Below are 14,331 nucleotides of genomic sequence, written 5' to 3' on the forward strand. Positions count from 1 at the left end.
AGTCGGCACTTTTCTCACAAAGTGCCGTCTTTTTGCTTTGTTCGCCTCAACAAATTGTTAACATTCTGAGCTGACCAAACCATGCAGATAAAACAGGTTGTTGCGATCATGCCCCTCAAAGTGAAGCTGATTCTCCTCACATTGCTACCGCTGCTCCTGATCAGTGGGGCGATTGGCTGGATTGCGATTCATCAGGCCACCTCACTGGGCGAGAAGGAAGTCGCGACCTTCCGGGCCAGCCTGATCGCCGCCAAAGAGCAAGCGCTGAAAGACACGGTCGATCTGGCTCTCGACAGTATTCATCATATCTATCAGCAAGCGGGTCCGGATGATGCGCATGCAAAAGCAGAAGTGGCGCGCATTCTCAGCGGCTTGCGTTACGGGGATGATGGCTATTTTTTTGTCTACCATGAAGACGGGACCAACCTGGCCCATCCTGTCCTGCCGGAACTGGTCGGAAAAAATTTGCTCAATTTACAGGATACCAACGGCGATTACCTGATCCGGGCTTTAATTGAAACGGCCAAATCAGGCGGGGGATTTCATCAGTACCTCTGGCATAAGCCTTCCAGCGAGCAAATCGTCACCAAGCTGAGTTACGCGGCATGGCTGCCCAAATGGCAGTGGATGATCGGCACTGGGCTTTATATTGAAGATATCGGGCTGCAGATGAGTCAGGTTGAGCAAGCTGTTCAGGCCAATATCCAGACGACTTTCATTTCCGTAATTGTCTTGGTGGCCATCACCACCCTGCTGATTCTGATCGCAACCCTGGCGATCAACTTGCATGAACACCGGCTGGCCGATAGCCGGCTCAAAGAATTGGCACATAAAACCGTGATGTTTCAGGAAGAAGAGAAGAAACATGTTGCCCGGGAATTACACGACGGGGTGAATCAGTTGCTTGTTTCCGGTAAATGTCATCTGGAGCTGCTGCAACAGCAACTCACGCAAACCAACACCGAACAAGCCCTCTATCATCGCGAATTAAGCGAAGCCGCCATTTTACAGGCCATTGCAGAACTCAGGCGGATTTCACATAACCTCCGGCCCAGTTCATTGGATGATATCGGTCTGGTCGCAGCGCTGGATAACCTGCTGAATGACTTTGCCGCTTCCACAGGCATCTGGATCAATCGGTCGCTGACCCTCAATCACCTGTGTTTACCCACCGATGTGATGACGACTTTATACCGGGTGGTGCAGGAATCTCTGGTGAACATCAGCAAGCATGCCCAATCCGAAAAGATCGATATCGAGCTGTCGGTGATTCAGAACACACTTCAGTTAATTATCCGTGATCACGGGATCGGATTTGATGTACAACAAGCCATGAATGGCAAAGGCATCGGCTTGCGGAATTTGCGGGAGCGGCTGGAATTTCTGGGGGGTGAATTAGATATCAGCAGTCAACCCGGCGAAGGCACAGAGGTGATGGTGAATCTCCTGCTCACCACAGATTCCCCAAAACTGAACACAACCAAAGGAATGAACTTTGATGACGAATATTCGCGTCCTGCTGGTTGATGACCATCAGGTCGTCATGCAGGGCTTCCAGGCTCGGCTGGACAATGAGAAAAACATTGATGTGGTCGCAACGGCTACAAATGGCGCGGAAGCACTCAAACAGGCCCAGTTGCATCAGCCGGATGTGGTGCTGATGGATATCAGTATGCCGGAAATGAACGGCATTGAAGCGACACGCATTTTCCGTCGCGACTTCCCGGCAATCAAAGTTCTGATCCTGACCATGCATGATAACCGGGAATACATTCTGCAGGTGATGCAAGCCGGGGCCAGTGGTTACATCCTCAAAGAAGTCTCAGCCGAAGAAATGGTCCAGGCGATAGAAGCCGTTCATCAGGGCGGTAGTTATTTCTGCCGTCTGGTAGCCAACACCCTGTTTTCAGCACCGATCGAGCCGCAGTCCGCCCCTCAACCCTCCCCGGTGATTGCGCTGAGCCGACGGGAAGAAACGATTTTGCGGCAAGTGGCTTCCGGAAAAAGCAGTAAAAAGATTGCGCTGGAATTAGGGATCAGTACCAGAACCGTTGAGACACACCGGCAAAATATCAAGCACAAGCTGAATCTGAATTCTACGGCAGAAATGACAGCCTACGCCGTCAAAGAAAACCTGATTTAACCAACGTCCGTGTGACATCAGAACAGTCCGAGCTGAGGCGCGATCAGATCATCAAAATTTTTGCCGATAAAAGGCAAAATCCCGTCAGCAATGGGCTTTAATTGTTTGTCGATATAATGGTCGTAGTCGATCGGGCTCTGCCGGGCCTCAACCGGCTCGGGACCACTGGTTGTGATCACGTATTCGATCCATCCCCCGGTTTGATACTGCAACGGACGCCCCAGTTGCTGATTCACTTCATCTGCCCGCCGGGCAGCCCGCACATGGGGCGGGACATTCTTCTGATACTCCGAAAGGTGACGGCGTAACCTTTTCCGGTAAATCAGTTTGTCATCCAGTTCGCCCTGTGCAGCCCGTTCGACATACTGACGCACGTATTCTTCAATATCTTCCTGATGAAACACCTTTTGATACAGGATTTGCTGAAACTCCTGTGCCAGCGGTGTCCAGTCGGTGCGGACCGTCTCCAATCCTTTAAACACCATTTCTTCTTGCCCATCCCGGACAATCAGGCCCGCGTAACGTTTCTTACTGCCTGTTTCCTGCCCCCGGATCGTGGGCATCAGAAATTTGTGATAATGGGTTTCGTACTCCAGCTCAAGCGCAGAAGTCAGGTTGTAGGTCTCTTTCAGATGGGAAGTCCACCACTGATTGATCTCCGCGACCAGCATTTTGCCAATCGCATCTGCCGCTTCACCGCTGTGTGCTTTTTTCAGGGACACAAAAGTAGAGTCTGTGTCGCCATAAATCACCTCAAAACCTTGTTCCTCAATCCGCTCACGGGTCATTTTCATAATTTCATGACCTCGCATGGTGATTGAAGACGCCAGGCGATGATCGAAAAAACGGCACCCGGACGATCCCAGCACACCGTAAAAGGAATTCATGATGATCTTAATGGCCTGAGAAAATGCTTTTTCACCGTCCCGTTTGGCCTGATCTCTGGCAGCCCACAAATTTTCGATCATTTCGGGCAGAAAATGTTTCTCGCGATGGAAACGTCCACCCCGGAAACCAGCAATCGCCTGATCATCAGCCTTGCCTTCTTCCAGCAGCAAACCTTCCACCAGCCCCATGGGATCGATTCGAAAGGTACGGATAATGGAGGGATACAGCGATTTGAAATCCAGCACCAGCACGGAATCATACAGGCCTGGTTTGGAATCCATCACATACCCGCCGGGGCTCGCTATCCAGTTTTCACTTTCCAGATTCGGCGCCACATAGCCAGCCCGGTGCAATTGCGGTAAATAGAGGTTGGTAAAAGCAGCCACCGAGCCGCCGACCCGATCCAGCTCAACGCCTGTCAACCGGCTGCGTTCAATCGCAAAATCCAGCAAATGGGTGGTTTCAAATATCCGGGTCACCAGTTTGCAATCTTGCAGGTTATATCTGGCCAGCGAGACTTTATCTTCCCGGAACATCTGATTGATTTCAGCCATCCGGTCATACACGTTGTGGATCGCCTTGCCTTCTCCCAGCAATGCTTGCGACACCGATTCCAGCGACCAGGAGCGAAAATTATACGTCGCTGTTTTGAGTGTATCGATTCCGTCCATCACGATCCGTCCCGGTAACGTGATAAAGCCTGAGTTCGGATTCTGGCTGGATTGCCGCCAGTGCGGGGTCTGTCGTCCCCGGCCAATGCGCAACGGGAGTTGGTGCCACTCCGCCCTTCTCAGCAGCAACCGGAAGTCAAAATCAATCACGTTCCAGCCGATCACAACATCCGGGTCAAATCGGGTAAACCAGTCCTGCAGTGCCATCAGCAGGCTTTTCTCATCCTTCACCCATTGAATCCAATCCAATAGTTCTGCGTCTGCAGCAGCTTGGCCGACCATGATCACCCGGCTGTCCTGCGCGCTATGCAGGCCGATAGAATACAAGATGCCTTTTTCTGAACACTCAATATCCAGAGACACGACAGACAGCATCGGCTGATCATCCGCAGCTTTGGTTTTGACCTGCGTGAATTCGGAATACCCCGCCCGTTCACTGACGTGACCAGCAAATGCAATCCCACCACGAATAAAGCGCTCCATCAGATACCGATCGGCAAGCCGGATATCGGATTCGTAAACTTTGATCCCCTCAGATGCCAGTAACACACTGGCCTGCTGGCTTGTCGAAATCGTCTCGGTATAGCAGGCAGACATAGGCTGATGCTGAAAATTTTTCAGGCCCAGCGGTCGAAAAGTCGCCGACACACCATGCCGGGCCAGTAACTGTTCGGCATGTGTTTGATCCTCTGCGGGAATAAAACAGACAGGCTTGTCCCCCTCAACAACCAGCTTGCACGGCCCCTGTTCAGTTTTCACCCACAGGGTGATCTGAGTCCGGCCCTGCACATCCCGGCTCTGCCGGGTCAGTACGAAGCCGGTTCTTTGCTGCCTGTTGTCTGGCTGATAATTCGGTATGCTTGCTTGATTCATGATGCTCTTATCTGGGGATCAGCCGATCTTGCGTTCAATTTTTTGCCACTCATCCGCAATCCACAGGCCAAAGTGCTGCATCAGATACAGGGTTGCTTTTTTGGGAACCTGCGTCCGGCTGGCCAGCATGGCGGCGCGCTCGGCCTCAAGCGATTTATCCGGATATATTCGTAAAAAGCACGCCGTGGCTTGATTTAACGACAGCGCCAGTGTTTTTTCTTTGTGCATCACCAGCGTAAACGCGGTCCATAACATTTTCTTGCCGATGTATTCACAGTAGTCGAGATAATGCTCTGCCACGCGGGTTTTCAGAATTTTGTGGCGATACTCATTCAGGATGGGTTCCAGAGGGCCGTTCAGAGATTTGGCCGCATCCCAGCTGGGCTCAAAATCGCCAAAACTGCCGGACAGATCTTTTCCGCTCAAACACACACAGCAATGTCTCAGCCAGAATCCCCATTCAAAAATACCTTCCAGTGAGAGAACGTTTTCATATAAAGCGAGTTTCAAATCCAGCCGGGTGATCGCTTTATGACGTCTGGCAAGATGCCAGTTCAGGCTGTGTAAACGGCTGGTTTCCTGGTCGTTCAGCGGCCGCTTGAGCACCAGTGTCAGATTCAGATCGGATCGGCCCGGAATGCCTTCCCGACGGGCCAGACTGCCAGAGAGGTAAACACTGTGCAGGGCATCTTTAAACAATACATTCAAATGCTGCAAAGCTTCATGGATACAAGGCTGAAATACGGGCTGAAAGGGACGCTGATTATCAATGACGGGAAGAAGAAGTGCCAAAAGCTGTTTCCTGGATCACAACATAAACTGCCTGCATCATAGCACGAAAGTTGTTGCCATTGATGGATATGCCATTCTGACTGCCGAAATCGGCATCGCCTTCTCATCATCCGGGACAGAAAAAGCATGCTCCCACGTAGCCTTTGCCCGTTCAGGCTTGATATACTGCGCCCTTGATTCACTCAAGATTGAACAAAACATGGAAAACTCAGATCTGCATACAGCGCTGCTCTCATACGACGACGTCATTGAAGCGGCTTACGATATCTTCCTGGAAATGGCTCAGGACAGTTTAGAACCCGCTGATGTGCTGTTATTTACCGCGCAGTTTGATGACCGTGGCGCTGCGGAAGTGGTTGAGACCGGCGCAGACTGGCCAGAGCATGTCGGCTTTCCGGTGGAAGACGACACTTATGCAGAAGTTCGTATCGGCCTGGTGAATGAAGCGAATGATGAGCTGGATGATATCTTCGCCCGCATGCTGATCAGCCGCGATCCAGACAATAAATTCTGCCATATTCTGTGGAAACGGGATTAAGTTTCTGCTCAGAAAGCAAAAAGCGGCGCTGAATCAGCACCGCTTTTCTGTTTTTTCTCACCCTGTTATCCAACCAGCACAGGCGTTTCTTCCTGCGGGCTGCGTCTGACCCAGACCACACTGGCAACCGCAATCATCACCATCGCCACCATGATCGCTCCCAGGCTGAACTGATCTTTCGCACTCAACATGGATGCAACCAAAGCTGCCAAACCTGCGCCCAGATTCTGCAAACCACCCAGCACCGCACCAGCTGTTCCGGCATGGTATGGGAAAGGTTCAATTGCCGCCGTTGTCGTGACCGGGAAAATCACCCCTGAGCCGATGAAATACAGGAATGCCCCCCCAATCAACGAACTCACCGTGACCATGCCCATGATTCCCGGCAGCAGAATAGTCAGCGCGCCAAAGGCCAGGGCCGCTAAGCCAAGATACAACACACGCTGCTGTCCCATCCGTTTCACCAGCTTCGATGACATCCATGATCCCAGCAGATAGCCGGGCAATGGCAACACAAAGAGCCAGCTGACTGTCGTCGGATCCAGCTTCAGGACGTTCCCAAGCAATACCCCGGCAGCCGCTTCAAAGACTGCCAGTCCGGCAAAAGTCGCGACCAGACACAGGACATAGCCCTGAAATTTCCGGTTACTCAGGACATATTGATAACTGGTGGTGACTTTCTCGATCCGGCGCTTTTCAGCAGGTAGCGTCTCCGTAAACTGCGTCAGAATAATCAGCGTGACTGCCGTTCCCAACCCCCCTAAAAACACATAACTCGCAGACCAGCCAAATAACTCTGAAAGATAGCCACCCAGAACCGGCGCAATCAGCGGAGAAAAAATCACCCCCATGCTGACCAGACTATTCACGCGGTGCAGCTCTGTGCCTTCATAACAGTCGCGGGTGACGGTCCGGCACATGGCACCGCCACAGCCGGTCCCCATCCCCTGAATGAAACTGGCCATCAGGAAGATTTCAAAAGTCGGCGCAAACAACGCAAACGTGGTTCCCAACACGAATATACTCATGCCGATCAGCATGACGCGTTTACGGCCAATCCGATCCGACAGTGGCCCGTAAATAAACTGGGATAAACCGTACGGAATGAGATATGCCGCCATCACTGCCTGTAAAAAAGCAGGTTTCACAGCAAATTCAGCAGCCATTTGTGGAATCGCTGGCACATACATGGTTTGGGTCATTTGTCCCACAGCGGCCAGAATGATGATCAGAAACAGAATTTTTGCCACATTGGCAGAATAAGATTGCCCTTGCACAACCTCACTCCTTACATAAAACGAAGGGTTTAAGATAAATACAGGTCATCGAAAAAACGGCACGACAATCGATTATTGAGACGTGGATTCAGAAACCCGATTTGTCGCGAGCGCCGCTATGACAACACTTCGAGCGGGATAGTAATGGCAGATTGATAGAACAACAAGTAAATCCTTTGTGAAACAGCACGATAGTTTGTTATAAATCGGATTAGAATTTCTAATTCAAAAACCTACCAGCTTCAGGCAAAAAAAAAGCGAGCCGGAGCTCGCTTCATCTGGTGTCTGAAAAGCTTAGTCAAAATGAAAACGATGCTTGCCCCGGCTTGCTTTGGCACGGAGATAGTTTTCATTGCCTTCTTTCAGATGCGCTTTAGTCCCGACAACCTCGGCAATGGAAATGCCTAAAGCTTCCAGATCCTGAATCTTCTTCGGGTTGTTGGTGATTAACCGAATTGATGCCACACCCAGTGCTTTGAGCATTTCAGCTGCCTCGGAGAAATCACGCAGATCGTCACCAAAGCCTAAATGATTATTGGCTTCATAGGTGTTCATGCCCTGACTTTGAAGCAAGTATGCGTCGATCTTGTTGTACAGACCAATACCACGACCTTCCTGACGCAGATAGAGCAAAATGCCACCTTCTTCAGCCATTCGCTCAATGGTTTCATCTAATTGCTCACCGCAATCACACCGTGACGAATGGAATACATCGCCCGTCAGACACTCAGAATGCATGCGCACTAATGGCGGTGTGGTTTGCTTGTCGGCACTTCGAAAAATCAGAGCAACATGCTCTTTACCGGAATCCAGGCCATCAAAAGAGAGAATGTCGGCGGGGATATGGCTGTTCATACCGACTTTAAAGGGGACTCTGGCCCTTACTTTTACCATCTTGTTCTACTACCTCTCTCACAATCCGTGCCTGACAACACAAGATTGCTCAGTTATCTACCGCAGCACCTCGGCATCTGCTTTGGTTCACCCGGTCTGTATGTGGGACTGATAATATCTAAAATTATGACACGAAAACAGTCAGTCTCAGGACTTCTGTTTCTGCACCAATAAAATATGTTATAACATAACACATTTTATCTGGATACCCGGTTTTCCCATCCGTCAGGGCAACCCGCCCGATTGCCCTGACTGGCACAGCACAAAATCAATCCCGTTCTATTAGCCCAATTGATCCTGAATCGCCTGTGCTTTGTGAATTAATGTATCCAGAATTCGCTCACCCGCGGCACGTAACCCATTGTGTTCGAACTCATTTGTCATCCAGGCATCGCTGTTTGGCATCCCATTGAGCGTCTGGCGGCTGAGGTCAAACTCAACATACATATCTTCAACATAGACAGCCGCAGCAACCGGCACTGTGTTTTGCGCCAGTTGTTTGGCATCGTACAACGCCGGCCAGTCGGATTTCTCTGCCAGCAGTTCGGCTGCAGCCTTCAGCGGTTTGAGCGTTTCCAGTTGATCAAACATCCATGGATACACCATCTCACCCGTGAAACAAAAGTTCTGTCCGCTTTGATAATGACACTGCGGATAATCGTCACGCACCCGGTGTGCAGACCAGCGCGATGCTTCTTTCTGACAATAGATTGACTCATGTAAAATGGCATAGATTGGATTCGTCTGATACGCCTGCTCGGCCAGCATGGCATTTAAAAAGCTGTAACTCAGCTCAGACTGACCATTCACGTCAACAAACGCGTTCTCCAATTGATAATAGAGTGCCAGATCACCGCCGCTGCGTCCTAAGTTGATACCAATCAGCTGAAACTGCTCTACCGTAAATTGCTGACCATTTGGTAACCGGATATCATGGGCAAGCAAATAATCTGCAATCCGGTTACATTGAACCTGCGCATCAGGGAAACGGCGGAAAAACGCCGCATTTTTATCAAGCACCCGGCGATATGTTGCTTGATACACCACATCCGCATGACCGTGAATCGGTGGAATACCGCCCGTCATATAAACGTGATGCAGACTTTTCGGGTAAAAAGACAAATAATGCAGCGCACAAAATCCACCGAAACTCTGACCGAGCAGCGACCACTGGGATACGCCCAGCGACTCACGAATGGCTTCCGCATCCCGGACAATATTGTCCGCACGGAAATGGCTCAGATATTCAGCCTGCTGTTCCGGCGTCAGCCCAGACAGCGTTTGTGCATGCACTGGCTGGCTCTGGCCCGTCCCGCGCTGATCAAGCAGTAAGACTCTGAAATCTTTCAGCGCGCGTTTCAGCCAGCCACTTTCCGATTCAGGCCGCGGTGACGGAAACCCCGGCCCGCCCTGCAAATAAACCAGCCAGGGTAGATCAGCATTCTGTTGCCCTCTGGCAACAACCTCACGAGCAAACACCTGAATCTGCTCACCATCCGGCTGCTGGTAATCCAATGGCAATTGAAATTGGTGGGATTGGCAAAACATATCATCCACAAAAAAGCCCTGTTGCATTTATCCTCCATGAACACAGACTTAAAAAACTGAGCTACTTTATCAGGAAATGCCTGAAACTGCCGAAGATCCCTTGGCTTTTCGCTCAATTGACCCGACAGCGGCAAATTCGGAATAAGGCCGTCCACTTTTCATGCGACAGTCGTTGAAAGGGACGCATGACGCCCATGAAAGCCGGGATGCGGAGGTTCGATCAAATGCAGGGACAATCAGCCCGTTGGCCGATTGTCCGAATGGTATTTATAGCGAAGTGTCGCAGTGAGGTTGGACTCAGGACCGCACGCTGCTATGGCGATTGAGGATATCAGCAAAGTTTTCCAGAAACTCACGGCCTAACTGGTGCCCATGCTGATAATCAAGCGTCAGATCCTGCTGGCTACTGAGCAGCGCCTTGCTGTGTAAGGCTCTTTCTGGTGCCAGTTGAATCACCTTCAGTGAATCAGGTGGATACAGCATAAACTCGTTCAGATCTTTATAGCTCTGATAGTACTTGTTCAGCATATCGAGCACTTCAGAACGTTTTCCCGTGAGTGACAGAAATCGCTCTATATTTAATCCGCTGAGCCATTTCCGGTAGCCATTCACCGCTTTTTTATCGTCTTCGAGTTCCTGATTTAAAGTATCTGCCGCATCCATCCCCTGCTGGGCTTTCTTCAGCCATGCACTTTTCCAGTGATCAAACCGTTCGGTGAGATCGCTGTGTACCGCTTTCACTTTCTCCAGCGACTCGTTCAAACTGAAGCGTTCAATGTATTCAGGTAAAGCCACTTCAATCCGCTCCCGCCAGTCATCAAACTTCCCAGCTGAAAGCTGAACTGTCTGGAGCGGCTCGGTTCGCACAACAACGACCAGATCAGCCCCCCTGTGCCAGGCCTCTTTCACAGGGACAGCAGCACTGACGCCGCCATCAACCCACTCCAGTTCATTCAGATTTACCGGCAAATTGTATAACAACGGTATCGCACAGGTTGCCCGGAGCACATCACGCCAGTTGTCCTGGTACATCGGCAGATAAATATCCTGCAAGGTATCCTTTCGAGTTGCACAGGCAAATGCCTGACGATAGGTCAGCACCCGGCGTGCAGTCGCAAGATCAAGCGGCGTATGACCATGCTGATCCAGCTGATCAAACGCCCAGTCCAGATTCATGGGTTTTTGCTGGCTCAGATAGTAATAGAGATTAAAAAACTCTTGCTGCGTCGTTAAATTGACAATGAAATTATGGCCAAACTTGTGTTGGCGACTAATAAAGGATGAGAGGTTTAAAGCGCCAGCCGAAGTCCCGATATAAAGTTCAAAAGGATCAAAGCCGGCTTCCAGAAATGCGTCGAACACACCCGCCGTAAAAATACCGCGCTGGCCGCCTCCCTGAACCACGAGTGCAATTTTTTGCTTTTTGGTCCCCGCCAGCTGGTTCGCAAATGTATCGACCAGATTCAGATCCAAATCCCCGAGACTAAAAGGCAAGTGATTCATCCAACATACTCACTTCAGCAAAAACAAACAGTTCCCCATTCTCTTATTGAAGCGCGATGCGCATCAAGGGACAGGGGAAAAATTTTGCAGGGACTTATCTTTATTAATCCCAAAAAGCCAAAAAGCTCGAAAATTGACAGATTTAGTGTGTGATTGCCGTCAGGCCAAATCCGAAAAGGACTATCATAATGATGAAGGCCACGACCAAAGCTGCCTTCAATTCAGGGTTCAGATGATTCATAAAAGCTCCTGGAACGTTGCCGCAATCAATTTGCCTGCAACAAAAAGTAACATATTCAAAAATTGTAGCGTCATCCCTCACCTTTGACCATACAGAAAAAATGGTTTTAGGATGATGGTCACAGTTCCCGACCCAAGTATAAGGAGAGCTTAATGCTTTTATATAACAAATACTTACCTTGTTTTTTCGGCATTTTTCTCTTGGGGTATCAATCAGCAGCGTTCGCGAGCGACGACCATCCCGTTTATATCACCCCTTACTGGGGTTATGCCTTTCCTGACAGCATCAATGCCGATGGCGGCCTCAAAATCGCTCCGGACAACAATGATCTCATTGGGATTACCGTCGAAGGGAATTACGGAAAACAACGGTATCAAAACGGAAGAATTGGTTTTACGGCACAGCACATGAACATGAAAACAGACGGATTCATCGATAATGATGAAAGTGTCAGCTTTTTTCATTTTCAGGCCAGTAACCATTACCGTATCGCACCTTTGCTGACCAGCTTCATCGGATTGAGTGTTGGCGGCACCCTCATTGAGGCCAGCTGGTCGAAACAGGATATTTTATTCTCCGGCGGTGCCTTTTTCGGTTCCGACTTTTTTATTAACAATAATGTCAGAATAAGACTGGAGGCGCGCTGGATTGCCAACCGTGTCGACGGGAAAACCAGCGCAGGTTGCGACACGGATTCAGGCCCACAAACGTGTGATATCAATATAGATAATGACTGGCTGAGTTTTTATCAGACCAATCTGGGGGTCAGCTTTGTATTTTGAGTAACCACACTAAACTCTGCGCTGTGGGAGTTTGATAGTCATAATGTTGCAAAAGTCTAATTTTTGACTATTTATTAGTCATAGGTACCAAATAATTAAAGAAAATAAATCACTCAGTAAGAAGTCATGTGTGGTGAGATCTTCTATACATTTTGTTAACAAGTCGTGAATCACGCAGAACGGAGGTCAATCGCAAAAGTTATCCCTGCAATTGGCAGATCGAACAAAACTTACTGTCTATTGCGCTAGCCAATATCAGTGGTTAATCTCATTTCATCTCGTGGGGTATCAAACCAGATTCCACGATACAGGAAGTAAATATTTAGAATAATAATCTTAAATAATGCTGTTTCATGGAGAATAGCAGTACATAAGGAGATACTTATGAAACGCGAACAATGGGGAACCCGAGCCGGCTTTATTCTGGCGGCCGTGGGTTCTGCAATTGGGTTGGGGAATATTTGGCGTTTCCCTTACATGGCTTACGAAAATGGCGGCGGCGCATTCTTTATTCCTTACCTTTTTGCAATGCTGACCGCAGGGATTCCATTCATGATTATGGAATTCAGCCTGGGCCACAAACTACGTGGGGCTGCACCCAGAGCTTTTTCTAAGTTGGGGGGCAAACTGGAATGGCTCGGCTGGTTTCAGGTGTTCATTGCCGCAGTGATTGCTGTTTATTACGTTGCAGTGATCGGATGGGCAATTTCCTATGTCGGTTTTTCATTCACACAGAGCTGGGGCACAGACACAAACGCCTTCTTCTTTAGTGAGTATCTGAAGTTAGGCGACAACTCACCCAGTAATCTGGGAGGGCTGCAATTGCACATTGCCATTCCGATGGTGATTGCCTGGGGGATCACATTCGCGGCAATTTTCACCGGTGTCAAAGGCGGGATTGAACGCGCAAGCAAAATCATGATGCCACTGCTGTTCATCATGGTTCTGGCACTGATTGCCCGGGTGATCTTCCTGGAAGGCGCAATGGACGGCCTGAACTATCTGTTCCAGCCTGACTTCAGCAAAATTATGGATGCAAAAGTCTGGTCAGCCGCATACGGACAAATCTTCTTCACCCTGAGTGTCGGGTTTGCCATCATGATTGCGTACTCCAGCTACCTGCCTGAAAAGTCAGACATTAACAATAACGCCTTCATGACAGTACTGATCAACTGTGGTTTCTCTATCGTTGCTGGTGTCCTGATTTTCTCTGTACTGGGATATATGGCGCAAGAACAATCGAAACCACTGACCGAAGTAGTTTCGGCTGGTGTGGGTCTCGCATTCGTCACCCTGCCCGCGGCAATTAACCTGCTTCCAGCACCCTACATTCTGGGTCCGGTGTTCTTCCTGGCGTTGGTTGTTGCCGGTTTGAGTTCACACATTTCAATTCTGGAAGCGGTCACGTCTGCCGTCATCGACAAACTGAAATGGAGCCGAAAAAAAGCTGCGTCTGTGGTATGTGGTCTCGGTTTTGTTATCTCGATGGCTTTTGCAACAAATGGTGGCTTGCTGCTGCTGGATCTGGTGGATTACTTCATCAACAACGTTGCATTGCTGGCAAGCTGCCTGATTGAACTGCTGGTGATCGGCTGGCTGTTGAAAGTCGCGGATATTCGTGCGTACGTCAACAACATTTCTGAGTTTTCAATCGGCAAATGGTTTGAGATCTGCATCCGCTTCATCAGCCCGATTATGTTAATTATCATCCTGGGGACCAACTTGGTGAATACATTCAACGATGGTTATGGCGGCTATGCCATGTCTGATCTGCTGATGCTGGGCTGGGGTCTGGTTGCTGCGATGTTCGTTGCTGCTGTACTCATCAATGTTGCTTCCAAACCAAACACGAACAGAGAGGTTTAATATGACTGCTGGTGCCATCATCATGATGCTTTTTGGCCTGGGGATTACCTGGGGAGGCGCAGCCTACTGCATCTCTGTCGCGATGAAGAATAAAGCTTAAGCGACCCACAACACTGAAGAGGCCATTTGGCCTCTTCTTTTACCTCTTTCCGGGGAAAGTTTTCAACAGACTTCATTAAAACCACATCAAAAGTGCGCTTTATTTCATATTCTGCAGAATCTCAGGCGCAATCCGCCTAAGATTTCTTTCCTTTCAGTAGCTTCTACCGCTACAATTTGAAAAAAATAATCCTGATGCAACGGCACGTTATGTAT

General features: G+C 49.5%; 12 protein-coding genes. 6 read left to right on the forward strand and 6 right to left on the reverse strand.

What is annotated here, in order from left to right:
- Positions 1-108 precede the first annotated feature (108 nt).
- Both Q4579_RS04365 and Q4579_RS04370 read left to right on the forward strand, forming a co-directional pair.
- Entirely contained in the window at positions 109-1,527 is a 1,419-nt protein-coding gene (locus Q4579_RS04365; protein ID WP_303562183.1) for a cache domain-containing protein, read from the forward strand.
- Complete coding sequence (locus Q4579_RS04370; RefSeq protein WP_303561919.1) at positions 1,496-2,143, forward strand: response regulator transcription factor; 648 nt, start codon at positions 1,496-1,498, stop codon at positions 2,141-2,143. Before Q4579_RS04365 ends, Q4579_RS04370 begins: the two co-directional genes overlap by 32 nt.
- A 17-nt stretch (positions 2,144-2,160) precedes the next feature.
- On the opposite strand, the gene Q4579_RS04375 is transcribed toward Q4579_RS04370, so the two are convergent.
- Both Q4579_RS04375 and Q4579_RS04380 read right to left on the reverse strand, forming a co-directional pair.
- Positions 2,161-4,575: a DNA polymerase II gene (locus tag Q4579_RS04375; RefSeq protein WP_303561921.1), complete on the reverse strand. Its 2,415-nt coding sequence runs from the start codon at positions 4,573-4,575 to the stop codon at positions 2,161-2,163.
- 18 nt (positions 4,576-4,593) lie between these two features.
- Positions 4,594-5,367 (reverse strand): nucleotidyltransferase domain-containing protein, encoded by a 774-nt coding sequence (locus Q4579_RS04380; RefSeq protein ID WP_303561923.1) that lies wholly within the window; start codon positions 5,365-5,367, stop codon positions 4,594-4,596.
- 199 nt (positions 5,368-5,566) lie between these two features.
- On the opposite strand from Q4579_RS04380, the gene Q4579_RS04385 reads away from it, so the two are divergent.
- Positions 5,567-5,905, forward strand: a complete 339-nt coding sequence (locus tag Q4579_RS04385) for an HI1450 family dsDNA-mimic protein (protein WP_303561925.1) — start codon at positions 5,567-5,569, stop codon at positions 5,903-5,905.
- A 65-nt stretch (positions 5,906-5,970) separates the two neighbouring features.
- Here Q4579_RS04385 and emrD read toward each other — a convergent pair whose 3' ends face one another.
- The 4 genes from emrD to Q4579_RS04405 form a co-directional block, all read right to left on the reverse strand.
- A complete protein-coding gene (gene emrD / locus Q4579_RS04390) occupies positions 5,971-7,182 on the reverse strand; it encodes a multidrug efflux MFS transporter EmrD (RefSeq protein WP_303561926.1) in 1,212 nt (403 codons plus the stop codon).
- 294 nt (positions 7,183-7,476) lie between these two features.
- On the reverse strand, positions 7,477-8,076 hold the full coding sequence (gene ribA, locus Q4579_RS04395; protein WP_211648356.1) for a GTP cyclohydrolase II: 600 nt from the start codon (positions 8,074-8,076) through the stop codon (positions 7,477-7,479).
- A gap of 282 nt (positions 8,077-8,358) precedes the next feature.
- Entirely contained in the window at positions 8,359-9,651 is a 1,293-nt protein-coding gene (locus Q4579_RS04400) for an alpha/beta fold hydrolase (RefSeq protein WP_303561927.1), read from the reverse strand.
- 270 nt (positions 9,652-9,921) lie between these two features.
- Positions 9,922-11,127 (reverse strand): patatin family protein, encoded by a 1,206-nt coding sequence (locus Q4579_RS04405; protein ID WP_303561929.1) that lies wholly within the window; start codon positions 11,125-11,127, stop codon positions 9,922-9,924.
- A 393-nt stretch (positions 11,128-11,520) separates the two neighbouring features.
- Between Q4579_RS04405 and Q4579_RS04410 the strand changes: the two genes are divergently transcribed.
- The 3 genes from Q4579_RS04410 to Q4579_RS04420 all read left to right on the forward strand — a co-directional run bounded on the left by Q4579_RS04410 (position 11,521) and on the right by Q4579_RS04420 (position 14,116).
- Entirely contained in the window at positions 11,521-12,150 is a 630-nt protein-coding gene (locus Q4579_RS04410; protein ID WP_303561931.1) for a hypothetical protein, read from the forward strand.
- Positions 12,151-12,534: 384 nt separating this feature from the next.
- The gene (locus tag Q4579_RS04415) at positions 12,535-14,016 is read left to right on the forward strand and encodes a sodium-dependent transporter (protein WP_303561933.1); all 1,482 of its coding nucleotides are present in this window, start codon (positions 12,535-12,537) and stop codon (positions 14,014-14,016) included.
- Position 14,017: 1 nt separating this feature from the next.
- Positions 14,018-14,116, forward strand: coding sequence for a MetS family NSS transporter small subunit (locus Q4579_RS04420; RefSeq protein WP_211648342.1), 99 nt, complete (start codon positions 14,018-14,020; stop codon positions 14,114-14,116).
- The last annotated feature ends 215 nt before the right edge of the window (positions 14,117-14,331 follow it).

It is taken from the genome of Photobacterium sp. 1_MG-2023, from assembly GCF_030547945.1.
Classification (GTDB): domain Bacteria; phylum Pseudomonadota; class Gammaproteobacteria; order Enterobacterales; family Vibrionaceae; genus Photobacterium.